Origin of the sequence: Actinomadura sp. NPDC049753, assembly GCF_040674655.1 — a bacterium.
GTDB lineage: Bacteria > Actinomycetota > Actinomycetes > Streptosporangiales > Streptosporangiaceae > Spirillospora > Spirillospora verrucosospora.
On sequence record NZ_JBFARL010000021.1, the window covers coordinates 24072 to 43993 of the forward strand.

The 19922-nt window shown below is 73.8% G+C and carries 21 protein-coding genes; 9 read left to right on the forward strand and 12 right to left on the reverse strand.

Going from position 1 to position 19922, the window contains the following annotated elements; genetic code table 11:
* Nucleotides 1-30 precede the first annotated feature (30 nt).
* Together leuD and leuC are read right to left on the reverse strand one after the other, a co-directional pair.
* Nucleotides 31-618, reverse strand: coding sequence for a 3-isopropylmalate dehydratase small subunit (leuD, locus tag AB0K37_RS08540; RefSeq protein WP_363976801.1), 588 nt, complete (start codon nucleotides 616-618; stop codon nucleotides 31-33).
* A 9-nt stretch (nucleotides 619-627) separates the two neighbouring features.
* Nucleotides 628-2079 (reverse strand): 3-isopropylmalate dehydratase large subunit, encoded by a 1452-nt coding sequence (gene leuC / locus AB0K37_RS08545; RefSeq protein ID WP_363976804.1) that lies wholly within the window; start codon nucleotides 2077-2079, stop codon nucleotides 628-630.
* Between the two features lie 133 nt (nucleotides 2080-2212).
* On the opposite strand from leuC, the gene AB0K37_RS08550 reads away from it, so the two are divergent.
* From AB0K37_RS08550 to AB0K37_RS08570, 5 genes are all read left to right on the forward strand, one after another.
* Nucleotides 2213-2932 carry an IclR family transcriptional regulator gene (locus tag AB0K37_RS08550; RefSeq protein ID WP_345174887.1) on the forward strand — a complete coding sequence of 240 codons (720 nt, stop codon included), beginning with the start codon at nucleotides 2213-2215 and terminating at the stop codon, nucleotides 2930-2932.
* Between the two features lie 103 nt (nucleotides 2933-3035).
* Entirely contained in the window at nucleotides 3036-3713 is a 678-nt protein-coding gene (locus tag AB0K37_RS08555; protein ID WP_363976807.1) for a MerR family transcriptional regulator, read from the forward strand.
* A 96-nt stretch (nucleotides 3714-3809) separates the two neighbouring features.
* A complete protein-coding gene (locus AB0K37_RS08560) occupies nucleotides 3810-4199 on the forward strand; it encodes a DUF202 domain-containing protein (RefSeq protein ID WP_363976810.1) in 390 nt (129 codons plus the stop codon).
* Nucleotides 4196-4498, forward strand: coding sequence for a DUF202 domain-containing protein (locus AB0K37_RS08565; protein WP_363976813.1), 303 nt, complete (start codon nucleotides 4196-4198; stop codon nucleotides 4496-4498). The genes AB0K37_RS08560 and AB0K37_RS08565 overlap by 4 nt, the downstream gene beginning before the upstream one ends.
* 95 nt (nucleotides 4499-4593) lie before the next feature.
* On the forward strand, nucleotides 4594-5826 hold the full coding sequence (locus tag AB0K37_RS08570) for an NAD(P)-binding domain-containing protein (protein WP_363976815.1): 1233 nt from the start codon (nucleotides 4594-4596) through the stop codon (nucleotides 5824-5826).
* Here AB0K37_RS08570 and AB0K37_RS08575 read toward each other — a convergent pair.
* Nucleotides 5823-6782 (reverse strand): LysR family transcriptional regulator, encoded by a 960-nt coding sequence (locus tag AB0K37_RS08575; protein ID WP_363976818.1) that lies wholly within the window; start codon nucleotides 6780-6782, stop codon nucleotides 5823-5825. The two genes, AB0K37_RS08570 and AB0K37_RS08575, sit on opposite strands and share 4 nt — an antisense overlap.
* An 83-nt stretch (nucleotides 6783-6865) precedes the next feature.
* On the opposite strand from AB0K37_RS08575, the gene AB0K37_RS08580 reads away from it, so the two are divergent.
* Complete coding sequence (locus tag AB0K37_RS08580) at nucleotides 6866-7264, forward strand: NUDIX domain-containing protein (protein ID WP_363976819.1); 399 nt, start codon at nucleotides 6866-6868, stop codon at nucleotides 7262-7264.
* A gap of 124 nt (nucleotides 7265-7388) precedes the next feature.
* Nucleotides 7389-8522 carry a hypothetical protein gene (locus AB0K37_RS08585; RefSeq protein ID WP_363976822.1) on the forward strand — a complete coding sequence of 378 codons (1134 nt, stop codon included), beginning with the start codon at nucleotides 7389-7391 and terminating at the stop codon, nucleotides 8520-8522.
* A 16-nt stretch (nucleotides 8523-8538) separates the two neighbouring features.
* Here the strand turns inward: AB0K37_RS08585 and AB0K37_RS08590 are convergent, their stop codons facing one another.
* The 9 genes from AB0K37_RS08590 to AB0K37_RS08630 all read right to left on the reverse strand — a co-directional run bounded on the left by AB0K37_RS08590 (nucleotide 8539) and on the right by AB0K37_RS08630 (nucleotide 16529).
* On the reverse strand, nucleotides 8539-9906 hold the full coding sequence (locus AB0K37_RS08590) for an NADH-quinone oxidoreductase subunit N (RefSeq protein ID WP_363976825.1): 1368 nt from the start codon (nucleotides 9904-9906) through the stop codon (nucleotides 8539-8541).
* Nucleotides 9906-11387: an NADH-quinone oxidoreductase subunit M gene (locus AB0K37_RS08595; protein WP_363976828.1), complete on the reverse strand. Its 1482-nt coding sequence runs from the start codon at nucleotides 11385-11387 to the stop codon at nucleotides 9906-9908. Before AB0K37_RS08595 ends, AB0K37_RS08590 begins: the two co-directional genes overlap by 1 nt.
* Nucleotides 11388-11391: 4 nt before the next feature.
* Nucleotides 11392-13029 carry a proton-conducting transporter membrane subunit gene (locus tag AB0K37_RS08600; RefSeq protein WP_363976831.1) on the reverse strand — a complete coding sequence of 546 codons (1638 nt, stop codon included), beginning with the start codon at nucleotides 13027-13029 and terminating at the stop codon, nucleotides 11392-11394.
* Between the two features lie 40 nt (nucleotides 13030-13069).
* Nucleotides 13070-13375, reverse strand: coding sequence for an NADH-quinone oxidoreductase subunit NuoK (gene nuoK, locus AB0K37_RS08605; protein WP_363976834.1), 306 nt, complete (start codon nucleotides 13373-13375; stop codon nucleotides 13070-13072).
* Entirely contained in the window at nucleotides 13372-13914 is a 543-nt protein-coding gene (locus AB0K37_RS08610; RefSeq protein WP_363976837.1) for an NADH-quinone oxidoreductase subunit J, read from the reverse strand. The genes nuoK and AB0K37_RS08610 overlap by 4 nt, the downstream gene beginning before the upstream one ends.
* A gap of 9 nt (nucleotides 13915-13923) precedes the next feature.
* Complete coding sequence (locus AB0K37_RS08615) at nucleotides 13924-14787, reverse strand: complex I subunit 1 family protein (protein ID WP_363976840.1); 864 nt, start codon at nucleotides 14785-14787, stop codon at nucleotides 13924-13926.
* Nucleotides 14780-15640 (reverse strand): hypothetical protein, encoded by an 861-nt coding sequence (locus AB0K37_RS08620; protein ID WP_363976842.1) that lies wholly within the window; start codon nucleotides 15638-15640, stop codon nucleotides 14780-14782. The genes AB0K37_RS08615 and AB0K37_RS08620 overlap by 8 nt, the downstream gene beginning before the upstream one ends.
* Nucleotides 15641-15648: 8 nt before the next feature.
* Nucleotides 15649-15993 carry an NADH-quinone oxidoreductase subunit A gene (locus AB0K37_RS08625; RefSeq protein ID WP_363976845.1) on the reverse strand — a complete coding sequence of 115 codons (345 nt, stop codon included), beginning with the start codon at nucleotides 15991-15993 and terminating at the stop codon, nucleotides 15649-15651.
* A gap of 89 nt (nucleotides 15994-16082) precedes the next feature.
* Nucleotides 16083-16529 carry a hypothetical protein gene (locus AB0K37_RS08630; protein ID WP_345174862.1) on the reverse strand — a complete coding sequence of 149 codons (447 nt, stop codon included), beginning with the start codon at nucleotides 16527-16529 and terminating at the stop codon, nucleotides 16083-16085.
* 211 nt (nucleotides 16530-16740) lie between these two features.
* Here AB0K37_RS08630 and AB0K37_RS08635 point away from each other — a divergent pair, with 211 nt between their 5' ends.
* Together AB0K37_RS08635 and AB0K37_RS08640 are read left to right on the forward strand one after the other, a co-directional pair.
* Nucleotides 16741-17301, forward strand: coding sequence for a helix-turn-helix domain-containing protein (locus AB0K37_RS08635; protein WP_363976848.1), 561 nt, complete (start codon nucleotides 16741-16743; stop codon nucleotides 17299-17301).
* 115 nt (nucleotides 17302-17416) lie between these two features.
* Nucleotides 17417-19471 carry an MMPL family transporter gene (locus AB0K37_RS08640; RefSeq protein WP_363976851.1) on the forward strand — a complete coding sequence of 685 codons (2055 nt, stop codon included), beginning with the start codon at nucleotides 17417-17419 and terminating at the stop codon, nucleotides 19469-19471.
* The last annotated feature ends 451 nt before the right edge of the window (nucleotides 19472-19922 follow it).

The window sequence follows — 19922 nt, forward strand, 5'->3', positions numbered from 1 at the left end:
ACGGGCGGCGTGTCGCGGATCTCGGGCGGGCTACACCGTGGTGGGGAGCAGCGCTGTTCGGGCCGCCTCGAAGTCGGCGATGGCGTCGGCGTGGCGCAGCGTGAGGCCGATGTCGTCCAGGCCCTCCATCAGCCGCCAGCGGGTGTAGTCGTCGATCTCGAACGTCGCGGTGTCGGCGCCCCAGCGGACCTCGCGCGCGCCCAGGTCGACGGTGATCTCCAGGGCGGGATCCTTCTCGACCGCGCTCTGCAGCGCCTCGACCTGCTCGCCCGTGAGGACGACCGGCAGCAGGCCCATCTTCGTGGAGTTGTTGCGGAAGATGTCGCCGAAGCGCGGCGCGATCACGACGCGGAAGCCGTACTGCTGCAGCGCCCAGACGGCGTGCTCGCGGGACGAGCCGGTGCCGAAGTCGGGCCCGGCGACCAGGATGCCCGCGCCCTGGTACCGCGGCTGGTTCAGGACGAAGTCCGGGTCCTCGCGCCAGGCGGAGAACAGGCCCTTGTCGAATCCGGTGCGGCTGACCTGCTTGAGCCACACGGCCGGGATGATCTGGTCGGTGTCGACGTTGCTGCGGCGCAGCGGCACCGCGCGCCCGGTGTAGGTGGTGAACGCTTCCATCGTGCTTCCTTAGAGGTCGGCGTCATTCTGGGGGGACGACCCCCCAGACCCCCCGGCGGCTTCGCCGAGGTCAGTGGGGGCGGCCAGGTGCCCGGTGACGGCGGTGGCGGCGGCGACGGCGGGCGACACCAGGTGGGTGCGGCCGCCCGGTCCCTGCCGGCCCTCGAAGTTGCGGTTGGACGTGGAGGCGCTGCGCTCGCCCGGCGTGAGCTTGTCGGGGTTCATCGCCAGGCACATCGAGCAGCCGGCCTCGCGCCACTCGGCGCCGGAGGCCGAGATGACGGCGTCCAGCCCCTCCTCCTCGGCCTGCTTCTTGACCTTCATGGAGCCGGGGACGACCAGCATCCGGACGCCGTCGGCGACCTTGCGGCCCTCCAGCACGCCCGCGACGGCGCGCAGGTCCTCGATCCGGCCGTTGGTGCAGGAGCCGACGAAGACGGTGTCGACCGCGATGTCGCGCAGCGGCGTCCCGGCGGTCAGGCCCATGTACTCCAGGGCGCGCTCGGCGGACTGGCGCTGGACAGGGTCGTCGAAGGACGCGGGGTCGGGCACGGACTCGCCGAGCGGCAGGCCCTGGCCCGGGTTCGTCCCCCACGTGACGAACGGGGTCAGCTCGGCGGCGTCGATCACGACCTCCCGGTCGAAGACCGCGTCGTCGTCGGTGCGCAGGGACGTCCAGTACTCGACGGCGCGGTCCCAGTCCTCGCCTTGCGGGGCGTGCGGGCGGTCCTTGAGGTAGGCGAACGTCGTCTCGTCCGGGGCGATCATCCCGGCGCGGGCGCCGGCCTCGATGGACATGTTGCAGACCGTCATGCGGCCCTCCATCGACAGCGACCGGACGGCCTCGCCCCGGTACTCGACGATGTGGCCCTGGCCGCCGCCGGTGCCGATGCGTGCGATGATCGCGAGGATCAGGTCCTTGGCGGTCACGCCCTCGGGCAGCGCGCCCTCGACCGTGACGGCCATCGTCTTCGGGCGGATCTGCGGCAGCGTCTGCGTGGCGAGGACGTGCTCGACCTCGCTGGTGCCGATCCCGAAGGCGAGGGCGCCGAACGCGCCGTGGGTGGAGGTGTGCGAGTCGCCGCACACGACGGTCATGCCCGGCTGGGTCAGGCCCAGCTGCGGGCCGATGACGTGCACGATGCCCTGGCCCTCGTCGCCCATCGGGTGGAGCCGGATCCCGAAGTCGGAGCAGTTCTTGCGCAGCGTCTCGACCTGGGTGCGCGACACCGGGTCGGCGATCGGCTTGAGCAGGTCCGTGGTCGGGACGTTGTGGTCCTCGGTGGCGATCGTCAGGTCCGGGCGGCGGACCTGGCGGCCCGCCATCCGCAGCCCGTCGAACGCCTGTGGGCTCGTGACCTCGTGGACCAGGTGCAGGTCGATGTAGAGGAGGTCGGGCTCGCCCTCGGCGTGCCGTACGACGTGCGCGTCGTACACCTTCTCGGCCAGTGTTCGGCCCATCACTCCACCTCACCTGTGCTGATCGTCGGCTGTGCTGGTCGTGCCGGCCGGCGGCGCGCCGCCGGCCCGGTCGCCCGGGCGGTCCCGGCCACCTCGATTTGCATCTCAAATTACGAGACGGCAATATCAATGCATGGACAACTCTAGCGGAGTCGGCGTACTTGACAAAGCGGTGCTCGTGATGAACGCGCTGGAGGCCGGTCCGGCCTCGCTCGCCCAGCTCGTCCAGACGACGGGGCTGGCCCGCCCCACCGCCCACCGGCTGGCCGTCGCGCTGGAGCACCACCGCCTCGTCCACCGCGACGCGCAGGGGCGCTTCATCCTCGGGCCGCGGCTGGCGGAGCTCGCGGTCGCCGCGGGCGAGGACCGCCTGCTCGCGATCGCGCAGCCCATCCTGGCCCAGCTGCGCGACCACACCGGCGAGAGCGCGTCGCTGTTCCGCCGCCAGGGGGACGTGCGGGTCTGCGTGGCCGCCGCCGAGCGCACCAGCGGCCTGCGCGACACCATCCCGGTCGGCGCGGCGCTGCCGATGACGGCGGGGTCCGCCGCGCAGATCCTGCTCGCGTGGGAGGAGCCCGACCGGCTGCACCGCGGGCTGCGCGGCGCCAAGTTCGAGGCCACGACGCTGGCGTCCGTGCGGCGCCGGGGCTGGGCGCAGAGCGTCGGCGAGCGGGAGCAGGGCGTCGGCTCCGTCTCGGCCCCCATCCGCGGCGCGGCCGGACGGGTCATCGCGGCGGTCTCGGTGTCCGGTCCCCTCGAACGCCTCACCCGCTCCCCCGGGCGCCTGCACGCCGCGCCCGTCGCCGCCGCCGCCGAGAAGATCTCCGAAGGCATGCGCCGCACCGCGTCCTGATCCGGCCGTGGGGCGAAACGCCACAAGCCGGGCGGACCTGGGATTGTGCCGGTCTCCGCGCCTCCGACCTCGCTACCGTTGCCTTCGGTAAAGGGGGTGCAACGTGCAGATCTCCGAGCTCAGCGACCGCAGCGGGCTGACGGTCCAGACGATCAAGTTCTACATCCGGGAGGGCCTGCTGCCGAAGGGCTCGACGGTCAGCGCCACGCGCTCGGAGTACGACGGGCGGCATCTGGAGCGGCTCCGGCTGATCAGCGCGCTGCGCGAGGTGGGCGACATGCCGATCTCGGCGATCCAGGAGGTCATCGAGGCCGTCGAGGACGACCGGGTCGGCATGCACGAGCTGTTCGCCACCACCCACCACGCCGCCGGCCCGCACGTCGCCGCGCCGCACGACCCGCACTGGCGGGCGGCCCGCGAGGACGTCGACGCCATCGTCCGCGAGCTCGGCTGGCAGGTCGGCGACCGCGCCCCCGCCCGCGACCTGCTGGCCCACGCGTTCGTGGCGCTGCGCCGCCTCGGCTTCCCGATCACCCTCAAGGACCTGCGCCCCTACGTGAAGGCCGCCGCCGAGGTCGCCGAGCACGAGATCGGACGGGTCGCGGAGGGCGCCCCGCGGGCCCGGACCGTCCATTCGCTGCTGGTGTCGACCATCCTTTACGAACAGGTCTTCGCGTCCCTGCACCGGCTGGCCCAGGAGGATGCCTCGGCGCGCCGTTTCGGCCCCACCGTGCCCGCCCCGCGCACCTCCCCCCCGCCTGACCCCGCTCCGCCGGCCTGACCGGGTCCCACCAGGCTTTTCCGGGATAGACGGTCGGAATTGCCATTCACGCCCCCGAATTAGGGCTTTCACTTTCTTCGCTTAATATGAAAGGCGATGACCGCGACGACGCCTCCGGGTTCCTCCGGCGGCAGGTGGACCGACCGCCTGCTCGCCGAGGGCGACGACCCCGATCCGCGCTTCACCATGGCCAACGAGCGCACGTTCCTGGCCTGGATCCGCACGGCGCTGGCGCTGATCGCGGGCGGCATCGGCCTCGCCCTGGCGGGCGACCTGATCGAATCGCCGCTGCGGCAGGTGCTCGCGGTCGGCTTCGCCGCGGGCGGCGCCCTGGTCGCGGCGCTGGCGTTCCGCCGGTGGCTGCGGACCGAGCGCGCGCTGCGGCGCGCCGAGACGCTGCCGCCGCCCGCGCTGGCCCCGGTCATCTCCTACGGGCTGGCGGGCGCCGCGATCGTCCTGCTGATCGCGCTGCTGATCACCCGGTGAGGCTCAGGGACCCCGGCGCGCAGCCGGAGCGGACGGCGCTGGCATGGTCGCGCACCACCCTGGCCCTGATCGGCGCGGGGCTGCTGTGCGTGCGCCTGGCCCCCTCGGCCCCGGGCACGGTCCTCGCCGCGGCGGTCGTGTGCGGCGGGGCCGCGCTCATGCTGCGCCGCACCCGCAGGAGCTTCCACGCCCGGCGCACCCTGCCCTCCGGGGCGGGCGCGGCCGACCCGGTCTCGATCCTGATCACGACCGGTCTGGCCATCCTGCTGGCGGGCGTCGCCGCCGCCTTCGCCTTCTGAGGCGCGTCCCGGTCGAGCCATGCGTGCCGCGCATGGCTGGCGTGCGAAGTCTTCGCTGGTGACATGAGTGCTCGCCGTCTAACGTCGGACGCGCCATGACACGAATCGCCTTTCTCGGACTGGGACGCATGGGCGTCCCGATGGCCCGGCGCCTGATCGCCGCCGGGCACGACCTGACCGTCTGGAACCGCACGCCCTCCCGGGCCGCCCCGCTCGCGAAGGCGGGCGCCGCCGTCCGCGGCACGCCCGCCGAGGCGGCGCGGGACCGCGAGCTGGTCGTCACGATGCTCACCGACGCGGCCGCCGTCGACGACGTGCTGTTCGGCCCGGACGGCGCCGCCCCGGCCCTGCCGCCCGGCGCCGTGATCGCCGACATGTCGACGATCGGCCCGGACGCCGTCCACGACGTCCGGGGCCGGCTTCCCGCGGGGATCGGGTACGTCGACGCGCCGGTGTCCGGCAGCGTCCCGCACGCGGAGGCGGGCGAGCTGGTGGTCCTCGCGGGGGCCGAGCCGGACGACCTCGCCCGCTGCGCCGGCGCCCTCGCCGCCCTCGGGGAGGTCCGGCACATCGGACCGCCCGGCTCGGGGGCCGCGCTCAAACTGGTGGTCAACAGCGCGCTCGTCGGGAACTTCGCCGTTCTCGGCGAGACGCTGGCCCTGGCCGACCGGCTGGGCGTCGACTCCGGCCTCGCCCTGGACGCGCTGACGCGCATCAGCCCCCTGGCCCTCCGCCTCAAGGAGCACACCGAGGGCGACCCGCCGCGCTTCACGCTCGCGCTCGCGGCCAAGGACCTCGGCCTCGCCCTGGACGGCTCCCCGCCCGCGGGCGTCCTGCCCATCGTCCGCGCGCGGACGGACGCCGCCCTCGCCGCCGGGCTCGGCGGCCACGACCTCGTCGCCCTCACCGACCACATCAGGAGGACCCCGCCCATGCGCGTGACGCTCGGCAACCCCGATACCGTCCCGGCCCCGCCGAACCCGGCCTACTCCCACACCGCGTACGTGACGCAGGGCCCGATGCTGTACGTGTCGGGGCAGATCGCCCTCGACGCGGACGGCGAGATCGACAAGCCGGGCGACATGACCCGCCAGTCGGAGGTGATCATGTCGCTGCTGGAGCGGATCCTCGCCGCCCACGGCGCGGGCTTCGGCGACGTGGTCAACATCCGGACGTTCGTCACCGACCTGGACCGGCTGCGGGAGTACGGCGACGTCCGCAGGCGGTACTTCACCGGTCCGCCGCCCACCAGCACGACCGTCGAGGTGTCCCGGCTCTTCCACCCCGACGCCCTGCTGGAGGTGGAGATCGTCGCGGCCGTCCCCTAGGGCCGGGGCTCCCCCGCCGCGCCGGCCGGATCCCCGGGCCCGCCCTCGGACCGCAGCTCGGCGGCCACGTCCCGCAGGTGCGCGAGGAACGCGGTGACCGCCGGGGACCGGCGCGCGTGCCGCCCCACCGCCGCGTAGACGGCGCGGCGGGGGCGGCCGGCCGTCACGGCGCGCAGCACGACGCCGTCCCGCGCCATGGCGGAGGCCGCCACGGCCGGGACGAGCGTGACGCCGAAACCCTCGGCGACCAGCCCCAGCTTGGAGATCCACTCGGCGACGCGCAGCGGCGTCTGCGGCACGAACCCGGCCGCCTCGCACCGGGCGTGAAGCGCCGCGATCGCCGCCGGGTCGTCGGCGACGATCCACGGCTCGTCGGCCAGTTCCGCGAGCGGGACGCGTTCGCGCGCGGCGAGCCGGTGGCCGGACGGCAGCGCGACGAGCAGCGCGTCGTCCAGCAGGGTCACCAGGTCGTCGGCGGCGATCGAGGGGACCTTGTGCGTGCTGACCAGCGCGATGTCGAGGTCGCCCGCCTCCAGCATCGGCAGCAGGCGCTCGGTGGTGCCCTCGCGCAGCAGCGGCCGGACGCCCGGGTGCCGGGCCCGGAACCGGGCGAGCGCGCGGGGGACGAGCGCGGCGTTGGCGGTGGCGAACGCGCCGAGCCGCAGGGTCCCGGTGTCGAGCCGGCGCAGCCCGTCGAGGGCGCGGGCCGTGTCGGCGAGCCGGTCGAGGAGGGCGCGCGCGTGCGGGAGCAGGTACTCCCCGGCGGGTGTCGGCCGCACGCCCCGGGCGCCGCGCGCGAACAGCTCCACCCCGCAGACGTCCTCCAGCGCCGCGATCTGCCGCGAGACGGCCGACTGCGTGTAGCCCTCCGCGGCCGCCGCGGCGGTGAAGGAGCCCAGGTCGGCGACGGAGACGAAGGTCCGCAGCAGGACCGGATCGAGGGCTTCGGCGCGCACCCCCGGAGCATACGACCCGCTGCCGCCCGCACGGCGCGGCCTCCCTGCGCGCCGCCGCGCGGGCTGGAGGAGAATGACCGCCCGTGGAAGATCTCGACGTCGTCGCGTGGATCCAGGTGTCGGACGGCCGGATGCTCGCCGTCCGGTCCCGGGGCCGCGACCTGCTGTACCTGCCCGGAGGGAAACGGGAGCCGGGCGAGGACGACTGGTCGGCCCTGTCCCGGGAGGTCCGCGAGGAGCTGGACCTGGAGCTCGACCGGGCGTCCTTCCGGGAACTGGGCGTGATCCGGGCCCCCGCCCACGACCAGCCCGCCTTCGCCCACGTCCGCATGGCCTGCTTCACCGCCGCGTACCGGGGCGCGATGGCGGCGGCCGGCGAGGTGGACGAGTACGTCTACGTGGGGCGCGGCGACCGCCACCTGCTCGCACCGGCCGCGCAGGCCGCCCTCGACCTCGCCGAGCGGCACGGCCTGCTCGCCTGATCGACCTTCGGACGCCGCGCCCGGCGACTTTGGTCGCCGCGGGCGTGGTCCGGTGGCCGCTGCCCGGGCACGCCCGTCCCCGGAAGGCTCGGTGGCGGGCGGCTCGACCAGCGAGGAGCAGACGTTGCCACAGCGAGGACCGACGGCGCGGAAGGCGCCCGCGGCGCGGATGAGCCGCAGGACCGTGCTCGCCGGCACGGCGGCGGCCGCCGTGTCCGGGGCGGCGGTGATCGCCTTTGACCCGATGACCGGCGCCGCGCAGGCCGCGCCGGCCCGGAGGCGGCCGCTGCCGCAGCACGGCGTCAACTACGACACCGAACGCGAGGTGTGGAAGCCCGCGTACGTGCGGCGCGAGATCCGGGCGATCCGCCGCGACCTCCACTGCAACGCGATCATCCTGCTCGGCTCGAACCTGGAGCGCCTCATGCTCGCGGCCCGCTGCGCGGCGCGGGAGGGCATGTTCGTGTGGTTCGAGGCCCGGCATTTCGACCGGGACGCGCGGACGACGCTGACGTTCCTCACCGCCGTCGCCAAGGCGGCCGAGGGGCTCCGCCGCACCCACGCCGGCGTCGGCGTCTCGGTGGGCTGCGAGCTGACCATCTTCATGGAGGGGCTGGTGCCCGGCAAGGACTGGCGGGAGCGGGCCGCCAACCTCGGGACCCCGGCGGGCGAGGGCTACAACGAGCGGCTGAACGCGTTCCTCGGCCGGGCGCTCAGGACCGTCCGACCGCTGTTCGGCGGCCGCCTCACCTACACCTCCGGCGTCTGGGAGGAGGTCGCCTGGCGCGGTTTCGACGTCGTGGGCGTCGACCTGTACCGGGACGAGACGAACGAGGCGACCTACGTCAAGGACGTCCGGGCCCTGCACCGGTTCGGCAAGCCCGTCGTCATCACCGAGTTCGGATGCTGCACCTACCGGGGCGCGGACAGGCGCGGCGGCGACGGGTTCGACATCGTCGACTGGTCGCAGGACCCGCCCGTCATCCCGCCGGGCTACGTCCGGGACGAGGGGACGCAGGCCCGCTACATCTCCGAGCTGCTGGACGTCTACGAGGCCGAGGGCGTGTACGGCGCGTTCGTCTACGACTTCATCGAACCCGACGGCCCGTACTCCCCCGACCCCGCCAGGGACCTCGACATGGCCGGGTTCTCCCTGGTCAGGGTGCTGCCGCCCGAGACGGGGCTCGGCTACGAGAAGACGGGCCACTTCGAGCCGAAGCTCGCGTTCCGCACCCTGGCCCGCCGCTACGCCCCCTAGGCGGCCGTGACGCCCCTCAGGCGGCGAGGGCGACGCCGGCGGCGATGCCGAGGGCCAGGGACAGCAGGGCGGCGGCAGCGGCGAGCGCGGTGGCGCCGCGCGCCCGGGGCGGAGGGCGGGGCGGCCGCCGGAACAGCGGGACGATCCAGCGCAGGTAGTAGAAGACGCTGGCGACGGTGTTCACGGCGGCGACCACCGCGAGCCACGCGTGACCGCCGTCCAGCGCGGCGCCGAACATCAGGACCTTCCCGACGAACACGGCGGTCGGCGGCGTCCCGACGAAACCGAGCAGGCAGACGACGAGGGACAGGCCGAGCGGCGGCGAGGCGCGCAGCAGCCCGGTGTATCCGGCCAGGTCGTCGCGGCCGGCGGCGACCACGACCGCGAAGGCGCCCAGGTTCGTCACCGCGTAGGCGGCCACGAAGTACAGCAGCGCGGGACGTGCCAGGTCGGTCCGTCCCGCCATCGCGACCGGGACGAGCAGGTAGCCCGCCTGGCTCACGGTCGAGTACGCCAGCAGGCGGCGGACGTTGTCCTGCCCGAACGCGGCGAGGTTGCCGAGCGTCATCGTCGCCGCCGCGACCACGGCGAGGAGGGCGGCCCAGCCGTCCGGGGAGGTCTCGGCGCCGAAGCGGTAGAGGGCGGCGAACGCGCCGATCTTGGGGACGGTGGTGACGTACGCGGCGACGGCGGGCGGGGCGCCCTCGGTCACGTCCGGCACCCAGTAGTGGCCCGGGACGGCGCCCGCCTTGAACAGGAGCCCGGCGAGGAGCGCGACGAGGCCCGCCGCGACCGCCGCCGGGGGCGCGCCGGCGAGCCCGGTCCGCAGCACCGGGTAGGCGGTGCCGCGCCCCACGCCGGACAGCAGCGTCACGCCGCCGAGCATGAGCACGCCCAGCAGCGCCCCCATCAGGTAGTACTTCAGCGCGGCCTCGGTCCCGGGCGCGTCCTTGCCGAACCCGGCGAGCGCGTAGGCGGGGATGCTCGCCAGCAGGTACGCGGCGACGAGGACGAGCAGGTCGGACGAGGCGCCGAGCATGACCGTCCCGAGTGCGGAGAGCAGGATCAGGACGTGGTGCTCGCTCTCCCTCGGATGGCCGCGGACCCGCCCGGCCGCGAGCAGGACGACGGCGAGCGTCGAGCCGAGCACGGTGATCCGGGTGACGTGCGTGATCGCGTCGACGGAGAAGGAGTCGAACGCCATGAGGCCGGGACGGGTCGCCGCGGCCCCCGCGAAGGCCAGGCCCGCGACGAGTCCGGCCGAGCAGACCACCGGGACCGGCCACTGGCGCGCACGGGGCAGGAACATCCCCGTCATCAGCCCGGCCACGGCGGCGGCCAGCACGCACAGCTCGGGGGCGAGGTCGGCGGGGTTCTCGTTCATCAGCGGCCCACCAGCGCGACGACCGCGGCCGACAGCGGCTCGATCGTGTCGAGCAGGAAGCGCGGCGCGACGCCGATGACCAGCGACAGCGCCAGCAGCGGGACGAGCGCGCCCAGTTCGGGCCGCCGCACGTCGGTGACGAACGGGGTCAGCTCTCCGGGCGGGCCGAGCACGACGCGGTGCAGGACGCGCAGGAACAGCGCGGCCGTGACGAGGATGCCGAGGACGGCCAGGGCGCCGGCGACCGCCGTCGCCGCCGCGCCGCTCCCGATCGTCCCGGCGAAGATCTGGAACTCGGCGACGAACCCGGACAGGCCCGGCAGCCCGAGCGAGGCGAACGCGGCCACCGCGGTCAGCGCGGCGAAGACGGGCGCGCCGCGCGCGATGCCGCCGAACCGCCCGAGGTCGTAGCCGCCCGCCCGGTCGTACAGGACGCCGCACAGCAGGAAGAGCGCGCCGGTGACCAGGCCGTGGCTGACCATCTGCGTGACCGCGCCGGTGACGGCGAGCCGCCGCGCGTCGGCGTCGCCGGCGGCGTACCCGGCCGCGCCCAGCGCGAGGACGATGTACCCCATGTGGTTGACCGACGTGTAGGCGACGAGCCGCTTGAGGTCGTCCTGCGCCAGCGCGACCAGCGCCCCGTACAGGACGCCGACCAGCCCCACGATGAGGAAGACCGGGGCGTAGCGCCGCCAGGCGTCCGGCAGCATCGGCATCGCGATCCGGATGAGCCCGTAGGTGCCCATCTTCAGCATGACTCCGGCGAGGATCGCCGACCCCGCGGCGGGCGCGTCGGTGTGCGCGGGCGGCAGCCAGGTGTGGAAGGGCACGACGGGCGTCTTGACGCCGAGTCCGATCCCGACGGCGAGGAGCGTCAGCGCCGCCAGGCCGCCGCTCGGCGGCGGGTTCCGGGTCAGTTCGACCATGTCGAACGTGTGCGGGTCGGCGCCCAGGTAGAGGCCGATGAACCCGAGCAGCAGGACGAGCGATCCGAGGAACGTGTAGAGGAAGAACACCAGCGCCGACCGCGTCCGGTCGCCGTGCCCCCACAGCAGGATCACGAAGTACATGCCGACGATCGACAGGTCGAAGAAGACGAAGAACAGCAGCAGGTCGAGGGCCGCGAACAGGCCCAGGCAGACGGTCTCCAGGAAGAGGAACAGGATCGCGAACGCCCGCACCCGGTGGGTCTGCCGCAGCGAGTACACCGCGCACGCGGCGAACAGCACGGCGGTCAGGGCCAGCAGCGGCAGCGACAGGCCGTCCACGCCGACGTGGTAGCCGGCCCGGACCGACGGGATCCACCGCACGTCGGTCTCGTACGCGACCCCGCCGCCGGTGCCGTGCGCGGCCCACATCCCGATGACGAGCGCGAGGTCCAGGACGCTGGCGCCGATCCACGTCCAGGGGACCGCGCGGCGCGGGACGGCGGGCAGCGCGAGCGCCACCGCCAGCGGGAGGAAGACCACCAGGCTCAGCATCGGCTCACCCGGCCAGGACGGCGACGACGACGAGCACCGCGAGCACCACGGCGGCCTGCGCGTAGTACATGTGGACCTGCCCCGTCTGCGGGCGCCGCGCCAGGGCGCCGAGCCCGCGCGCCGCGCGCCCGACCGCGTTGACGAGGCCGTCCACCCGGAACTCGACGCGGCGCCCGGCCAGCCCGGCGATCGCCCGGACGCCGCGCGCGACGCCCCGGACCGCGCCGTCGACGACCCGGTCGTCGAATCGGGCGAGCGATCGAGCCGCGGCGAACGCCGGACGGACCACCACGACCGTGACGGCGACCTCCAGCCAGAGCCAGTGCAGCGCCCACGCCGGCTCAGGGATCCGCCGGACGGCCATGACCGCGCCCACCGTGAGCACGGCCAGAACACCGGAGAGGGCGAGCAACCAGGCTTCGGGTCCGCTTTCATCCGGCACACCGAGCAGCCGCCGCCAGGCGTCCGCGACCGGGGGAAGGCCGAGCGCCCCGAGCACGACCCCCGCGAAGGCGAGCGGGACCAGCGGCGCCCGCTGCGCGAACGGCACCCGGACCGCCCCGCCTCCGGCCACCGGACGGAACGCGGCGAGCAGGGCCTTCGCGGCATAGGCGGCCGACAGGACCGACGCCGCGAGTCCCACCGCGAGGAGGGCCGGCGAGCCGCCGGAGCCCGCGAGGATCTCGTCCTTGGTGACCCACAGCGACAGCGGCGGGACGCCGGCCAGCGCGAGCGCGCCCGCTCCGAACGCCGCGCCGACCGTCCGATGCCGCCGTGCCGCACCCTGCAACGCGTCCAACCGCTTCCTCCCGAGCACGCCCAGCCACACGCCCGCGCAGAGGAACAGGAGGCTTTTCACCGCCGCGTGCGCGACGAGGTGCGCCGTGCCGCCGCCCAGCGCGCCGGCGCCGGCTCCGAGCACCATGAAGCCGATCTGCGCGCATGTGGACGCGGCGAGAAGCTGCTTGAGGTCGCGCTGCGCGAGCGCGACGGCGCCCAGGACCAGTGCGGTAACGGCCCCGGCCCAGGTCACCAGTGTGGCGGCCCAGCCGGTCGCGGCCAGCAGCGGATGCACGCGTATCAGCAGGTACGCGCCTGCGGCGACCATCGTGGCCGAGTGCAGGAGCGCCGACACCGGGCTCGGGCCGTCCATGGCGCGGGACAGCCAGAAGGAGAACGGGAGTTGCGCCGACTTCCCGAGTGCCGACACCACGAGTCCGGCCGCGACGAGGTCCCGCCAGGGGGCGCCGGACGCGGCGAGGTCGCCGAGCCGGAGGGAGTGGGCCCCGGCGATCGCGAAGCCGGCCGCCGCGTAGAGGCCCATGTCGGCGGCCCGGGTCGTCAGGAACGCGACGCCCGCCGACCGGACCCGTCGCTCGTCCCACCACTCGTACCCGATGAGCGCGTACGACATCGCGCCCATGACCTCCCAGCCCATTAGCAGCAGGACCAGGTCCGTCGCCGTGACCGTGACGGCCATCGCCGCGGCGAACAGCAGCATCAGGCCGAAGAAGCGGGCGCCGTACCCCTCCCCCGCCGCGAACACGAGGACCGCCGCCAGGACGGCGCCGAGCGCCACGAGCAGGACGGCGGACAGCCCGTCCACCGCGAGCCCGCCCGGCCAGCCGGGAAGGAACGTCATCCGCGCGCTCCCCGCGGGCGGAGGGCCCCACGCGCTCCGCTCATCCCCTGAGGTCCCCCGCGTCGTCGGTCATGTCCACGTCGCGGGCCCGGAACAGGGCCGTGACGACGGCGAACCCCATCGCCATCTCCAGCGCCATCACCGTGATCGCGACGAGGACCAGCACCTGCCCGTCCGCCGCGCCGGGCGACACCCGGAACCAGAACGCCGCCGCGGCGACCACGATCCCGTTGATCATGAGTTCGAGGCCCATCATCAGCATCACGACCGACTGCTGCGACAGCGCCCCGAAGAGCCCCACGCAGAACAGCGCGGAGGCGAGCAGCAGGAACGCCTCCAGCGTCACCGCGCCCCCTCCCCGCCGTCGCGCCCCCTGTCGTAGCGGCCCCTGTCGTAGCGGCCCCGAGGCGCGGCCAGCACCACCGTCGCGATCATCGTGGCCAGGATGGCGACGCCGATCACCATCATGACCAGCATCTTCGGCCCCATGATCGCCTCGCCCAGCGCCACCGTGGGGTCGCGCGGCGGGCGCCCGGCGCGCTCGGGCCACGGGACGGTGAACACCCCGGCGGCCAGCGCCGCGAAGGCGGCGCCGGAGATGGCGAACGCGCCCCGCCGGTTGTGCGTCATCGTCATCGGCATCAGCCCGGCGGGGTTCATCATGTACATGACCATGAAGACGGCCATCACCAGCATCTCCATGATCATCATGAGGACGATCAGGACGCCGAGGTAGTGCAGGTCGATCAGCAGCAGCTCGCCGCCGACGCACAGGAACGAGGCCAGGAGCGCGAACGTCGCCCGCGCCATCGAGTCGACGACGAACACGGCGACGCCCGCCCCGACGGCGGCGACGGCCAGCACCCAGAACGCGACGGCCTCCACGGTCCCCCCTCACACCACGACGATCGCGACGACGAGCATCTGCAGGACCGAGGCCGGGATCAGGACCGTCCACGCCGCGGTCATGGCACGGTCCATGCGCAGCACCGGGATGCGCCGCCGCGTCCAGACCAGCAGCGCCAGGACGGCGCACGTCTTCACCAGCGACCACAGCCACGCCGGCAGCAGCGGCCCCGAGCCGCCGCCGAGGAACAGCGGGACGGCGACGGCCGAGGCCACCGCCAGCAGCCCGTGGCGTCCCGCCAGGAAGACGAGCCGGTCGGGACCGGACAGTTCGGCGAGGACGCCCCCGGCCACGTCGGCGCCGAGGGGATGGTCGAACGGCCCCCAGAACGCCATCGCCGCCGCCGAGACCAGGTAGACGGCGAACGCGACCGGCATCCAGACCGCGAACCACAGCCCGTCCTGCGCCTGCCCGATGGCGCGCAGGTCGAGGGAGTGCGCGGCGAGCGCGGCGGTGATGAGCGCGAACATGTGCGGCAGCTCGTAGGCGAGCCCCTGCGCGAGGAACCGATATCCGGCCACCAGCCCGAACGCCGAGTTGACGCCCCAGCCCGCGAGCCACACCGACCCCCACGCGGCGACCTCCATCGCGTTGAACCAGACGACGCCGATCCGCGTCCCGGCCGCGACGCGGTCGCCTAACGGCACCACCAGCGCCGCCAGCGCCGCCGCCACCGGCAGCGACACCGCACCGATCCTGGTCAGCAGCACGTCCGCTCTGGCCGTGACGCGCCGCTGCACCGTCAGCAGCCGCGCGGCCTCGCGGAACGGCTCGGCCGGACGTCCGGCGAGCGCGCCGCCGAACGACGCCGCCGCGACCGCGAGGACGCCGAGGACCAGCACCTCAACCATCGGCTACCGCCCCGAGATCGGGATCCAGGCTCGCGACGATCAACCGGGCCGCGGCCAGTTCCGCTCCCCTGAGCAGCGCCGGCAGGACGACCGCCGTCTCGTCCCAGGTCCCGCGCGGCTGGACGGGCCGCCCTTCCAGGGCGGCGCCGATGTCGCGGAGCCAGCCGTCCAGCCGCTCCTTCACGAAGCCCCGCGTCATCCACGCCAGCGCGCGCGAACGTCCGACCTTCCGGGCGAACGGCGCGAACCGCCGCGCCAGCACGTCGTCGGCGGCCCCGTTCAGGGCGTCGTCGCGCAGCACGGCGGCGCGCTCCCCGGCTGCTTCCCATCCCGCCACGTGCAGCAGCCGGGACAGGCTGTCGAGACGGGACGCGGCCCGGCGCTCCCGCGTCCAGAACGTCCCGCCGCCGCTGTCGACGGCGGTGGCCTCGGCCTCCTGGACGACGTCGCCCTGCAGGGTCAGATCGACGCGCAGCCCTGCCGGCCAGTACGACAGGACAGGCCCGAGCGGAACGTGCAGGACGTCCAGCTTCAGGCCGTCCCTGTCGTCGGCCCGGTCGGCCATGTCCGCGTCCAGGTCGAGGGCGGGACGCGGGCCCCCGGCGACGCCCTCCAGATCGGTCGCGGACACGCGCACGCGCGGCTCCGGCATGTCCCGCCAGACCACGTCGATGGCCTCGGCCAGCCCCGGTCCGGGGTTCCCGCACACCACGAGCATCCCGGTCTCCGCGGGCGACAGGGCGGGGCGCCACCGGCGTCCGCGCAGCGCGCGCTCGACCGCGAGCCGGTCGCGCGTCCCGTCCGCGGCCGAGACGACGAACGGGCGGCGCGCGGCGAGCCGTCCGAGTCCCATGGACCGTCTCAGGCCCACCGGAACGCCCCCTCCCGCCACGCGTAGAGGACCCCGACCAGCAGCAACGCCAGGAAGAGGAACATCTCGACGACCGCCTTGACACCGATCGACGCGACGACGAGCGCCCACGGGAACATGAAGACCATCTCCATGTCGAAGGCCAGGAAGACCATCGACACCGTGTACCAGCGCACGTGGTACCGCGACACCGCGTGCTCGGCCGGGCGCGCCCCCGACAGGAACGGCCCGCTCTCGAACCCGCGGGGGGCCATCGCGAACGAGACGGCGTAGACCCCGGCGACCAGGGCGGCCACCAGCCCGAGAACCGAGAGGACGGCGGCGGACGACGACATTGCCCCTCCGGGGTACGGGTGACGTGCTAGTCGCCCTCTACCTGATCAGCTCCCCGCCGAAACATCGCCCGGCGCCGCCCGCGGGGGCGTCAGGCATGGCGGACGCGGTCGGCCTCGGCGGCGGCGAGGATCATCTCGTCCACGACCCAGCGCGCCTCCGGGGACAGGTCGACCAGGGCGCGCAGCACCTCGGGCCGGATGATGCCCTGCTCGACGTCCCGGCGCAGGGCCTTCAGCGTGAGGTCCTCGCCGATGGGCTCGGACTCCCCGGCGAAGCCGAAGTAGCCGATCGGCACGCCGAAGAACGTGGCGAGCGCCGTCAGGGTCTTCAGCTGCGGATTCTCCTGCCGCCCGGTGCGTAGCTTCCACACGGTGGTGGACGAGATGTCCTCACCGGTGGCGTGCGCGATGGCCGCGGCCGTCTCCACGTTGTTGCGCGGCGGCTCCGCGTCCGCCGGCCAGAGGTTCTGGATCAGCCACTCGACCTTCTCGGCGAGCGACGCTCCCGGCGGCACCTCGTCCACATGACGCTGCATTCGGCTCCCACTCCCCCCATCGCCAGCGATTTAAGTTGACCACAACCTCATCCGTCAGCCAAGGACATGCGCCAGGACGCCCACGGTCGTGGCGTGCCGCTACCCGCGGGGCAGGCCGCGCCTCCCTCTCAGGTCGCGGTGGCTCATCCTCTCCGGTGAACCTTGCAAAGACCCCTTGCAAAGGCTCTTTGCAACTTCTAGCGTCGCGGGCATGAAGGAACAGCCGGCCCCGGAGACGATCACCGACCCGCAGCGGGTGCGGCTGCTCGCGCACCCGCTGCGGCGGCGGATCGCCGAGATCATGCGGCGCGGGCCCGTCTCGTCCACGACCCTCGCCCGCGAGCTGGGCGAGAGCACCGGCGCGACGAGCTACCACCTGCGGCAGCTCGCCAGGCACGGGTTCGTGGAGGAGGTCCCCGAGCTGGCGCGCGGGCGGGAGCGCTGGTGGCGGGCGGTGCCCGGCGACCGGCGGCTGCCGCCCTACAGCGAGCAGTCGCCGGGGATGCGCGAGGCGGTGGAGGAGCTGACCCGCCGGGAGTTCGCGAACGAGATGGAGATGCTGGACCGCTACCTGCGGGAACGCGACGGGATGGGCCCGTGGGCGGACGCCCTGCTCTTCTCGTTCTCCACCCTCGCGCTGACGCCGGAGCAGGTGCGTCCCTTCTTCGAGGAGTACATCGCGCTCCTCTACCGCTACAAGCGCGCGGACGACGATCCGCCAGCGGACGCGCGCACCCTCCACGCCAGGTTCCTGGCGTTCCCGGAGGTCTGAGAGGTCCGGGCCGCCGAGTTGCCGCTCGCCGACCCGGACGGGCGGAAGCCCGCATCACCACGCCGACCGGCGTGTTTCCACGCAACGCGAACCCCCGACGAAAGGAGAGCACCTCATGCTGCTCTCACGCAAACGGCGCCTGCTGAAATGGGCGGTCCTGGCCTTCTGGGTCGCGGTCACGGCGGTGGCCGTGCCGCTGGCGAGCCGCCTGCCGGACGTCGTGCAGGCCGACTCGACCGCCGAACTCCCGCGCGGCGCCCAGTCCACGAGGGTCGACGAGCTGGCGGCCCGGTTCGCGGACGGCGACATGGCGCCGGGCATCCTCGCCTACGTCCGGCCGTCGGGCGTCACCGGCACGGACCGCGCGAAGGCCGAGGCCGACCGCCGCGCCCTCGCCCCGGTCGCGGCCGGCCCGATCGCGGCGCCCGTCCCGTCCCGCGACGGCAGGGCGCTGATGCTGACCGTCCCGCTGCGCGACGACGACGCCCTCGCCGACAACGCCGGAAGGCTTCGCGACCAGGTGAACCAGGGCACGCCGCCGGGACTCGAGGTCAGGCTCACGGGCCCCGCCGGATCTGCGCTGGACGTGGGCGACGCGTTCAAGAAGGTCGACAGGCCCGTCCTGATCGCCACGGTCGTCCTGGTCGCCCTGGCCCTGCTGCTCACCTACCGCAGCCCGATCCTGTGGCTGCTGCCGATCGTGAACGCGGCGATCGCGCTCCAGATCACGGGCGCCGTGGTCTACCTCCTCGGCGAGCACGCCGGCCTCTACGTCGCGGACGGGACGTCCACCATCCTGAACGCGCTGGTCTTCGGCATCTCGACCGACTACGCGCTCCTCCTGCTCGCCCGGTACCGGGAGGAACTGCGCCGCCACCCCGACCGCCACCGCGCGATGGCCGCCGCGCTGCGCCGCTCCGCCGCCCCGATCGCCGCGTCCGCCGCGACGGTCTCGCTCGGCCTGCTGTGCCTGCTCGCCGCCCGCATGGGGTTCAACTACGCGCTCGGGCCCATCGGCGCCATCGGCGTCCTCGGCGGCCTGGTCGTCGTCATGTCGCTGCTGCCCGCCCTTCTCGTGATCCTCGGCCGCTGGGTGTTCTGGCCCCGCATCCCCCGCTACGGCGACGCCCCGCCCGCGCGGGGCCTGTGGGACCGCACCGGCGCCCGCATCGCCGCACGCCCCCGGCTGGTCTGGGTGGGCGGGCTGGCGGTGCTCGCCGCCCTCGCGGCGGGCTGCCTCGGCATCGGCACGGGCCTCGACCGCGCCCACTTCCTCACCACGACGCCCGGTTCGACGGTCGGGGAACGGCTGCTGGCGCAGCACTACCCGGGCGGCCAGGGACGTCCGCTCCAGGTCGTCACCGACGAACCGGGCACCGTGGCCGCCGCCCTCCGCACGTCCCCCGGCGTCGCGCGCGTCGGGGCGCCGGAGCGCTCGACCGACGAACGCCTGACCAAGCTCGACGTCGTCCTCACCGACCCGCCGGACAGCGAGGCGGCGAAGGGCACGGTCCGTGCGTTGCGGGGCGCGATTCCGGAGGCCGACTTCGGGGCGAGCACCGCGCGGTCGATCGACCTCGCCGACGCGCAGTCCCACGACCGGCGGGTGGTGATCCCGCTCGTGCTGGGGGTCGTCCTGCTCGTCCTGATGGCGCTGCTCCGCGCACTGGTGGCGCCCCTCCTGGTGGTCGCCACGGTCGTCGCGTCCTACTTCGCCGCGCTGGGCGCGGCCTGGCTGCTGTTCCGGTACGGGTTCGGCTTCCCCGCCCTGGACATCCAGGTCGCGCTCATGGGCTTCCTGTTCATGGTGGCGCTCGGCGTGGACTACAACCTGTTCCTCGTCTCCCGGATCCGGGAGGAGGTCACCCGCGCGGGACACCGCGCCGGCGTCCTGCGCGGCCTCGGCGTCACCGGCGGGGTCATCTCCAGCGCCGGACTCGTCCTGGCCGCCACGTTCGGCGTCCTCGGCGTCATGCCGATCACGATGATGGTGCAGATCGGCGTTCTGGTGTCCCTCGGGGTCCTGCTGGACACCTTCTTCGTCCGCTCCGTCATCGTCCCCGCCCTGGCCCTGGACGCGGGGCACCGCTTCTGGTGGCCCGCCCGCATGCCGGGATCCCCGTCCCCCACCGGCCCGCCGGCCGAAGCGATCGGCGCGAAATTGCCGTGAATTGCACGCGGGCTCTCGGCGCTCTGATCGCACCCGAGAGCCCGCGCCTTCTTCGAACACAGGGAAGCCTAACCAAACATTCCAGTTCTCGGCACCCCGCAGAATCCATTATCAAAGGCATTATCTATTCCAACGATCGCGACAAATCCGACTCTCATCCACCCGGGAATCACCTTGTGGAGGTGGGCCCCCAAGCCCCCTCCGCCTCACCTTTACATCGACACATGATGCCAGGTAACGCCCAAGGTCAGGAGAGGATTCCCGCATAAATACCCCCTCCGGGGAGACGTGATCGTGAATGTTCTCCCCTCCCCCGCAGCCCTCACGGACGCGACCTCTCCGACACATGCGGGCAAGTAGGACTACGGTCGGACAGACGGGCGAAGCCGGTCACCTTCCCTCCGCACTTACGAGAATCCTCATTTCCAGTTCTTCGACAACGCGCATTCGA

Coding starts and splice junctions, on each gene's coding strand:
- AB0K37_RS08590 (WP_363976825.1), bottom strand. CDS start 9,906: ATGAACGAGAACCCCGCCGACCTCGCCCCCGAGCTGTGCGTGCTGGCC.
- AB0K37_RS08600 (WP_363976831.1), bottom strand. CDS start 13,029: ATGACGTTCCTTCCCGGCTGGCCGGGCGGGCTCGCGGTGGACGGGCTG.
- AB0K37_RS08550 (WP_345174887.1), top strand. CDS start 2,213: ATGGACAACTCTAGCGGAGTCGGCGTACTTGACAAAGCGGTGCTCGTG.
- AB0K37_RS08595 (WP_363976828.1), bottom strand. CDS start 11,387: ATGCTGAGCCTGGTGGTCTTCCTCCCGCTGGCGGTGGCGCTCGCGCTG.
- AB0K37_RS08620 (WP_363976842.1), bottom strand. CDS start 15,640: ATGGGACTCGGACGGCTCGCCGCGCGCCGCCCGTTCGTCGTCTCGGCC.
- AB0K37_RS08635 (WP_363976848.1), top strand. CDS start 16,741: ATGAAGGAACAGCCGGCCCCGGAGACGATCACCGACCCGCAGCGGGTG.
- AB0K37_RS08630 (WP_345174862.1), bottom strand. CDS start 16,529: ATGCAGCGTCATGTGGACGAGGTGCCGCCGGGAGCGTCGCTCGCCGAG.
- AB0K37_RS08615 (WP_363976840.1), bottom strand. CDS start 14,787: ATGGTTGAGGTGCTGGTCCTCGGCGTCCTCGCGGTCGCGGCGGCGTCG.
- leuC (WP_363976804.1), bottom strand. CDS start 2,079: ATGGGCCGAACACTGGCCGAGAAGGTGTACGACGCGCACGTCGTACGG.
- AB0K37_RS08640 (WP_363976851.1), top strand. CDS start 17,417: ATGCTGCTCTCACGCAAACGGCGCCTGCTGAAATGGGCGGTCCTGGCC.
- AB0K37_RS08570 (WP_363976815.1), top strand. CDS start 4,594: ATGACACGAATCGCCTTTCTCGGACTGGGACGCATGGGCGTCCCGATG.
- AB0K37_RS08560 (WP_363976810.1), top strand. CDS start 3,810: ATGACCGCGACGACGCCTCCGGGTTCCTCCGGCGGCAGGTGGACCGAC.
- leuD (WP_363976801.1), bottom strand. CDS start 618: ATGGAAGCGTTCACCACCTACACCGGGCGCGCGGTGCCGCTGCGCCGC.
- AB0K37_RS08625 (WP_363976845.1), bottom strand. CDS start 15,993: ATGTCGTCGTCCGCCGCCGTCCTCTCGGTTCTCGGGCTGGTGGCCGCC.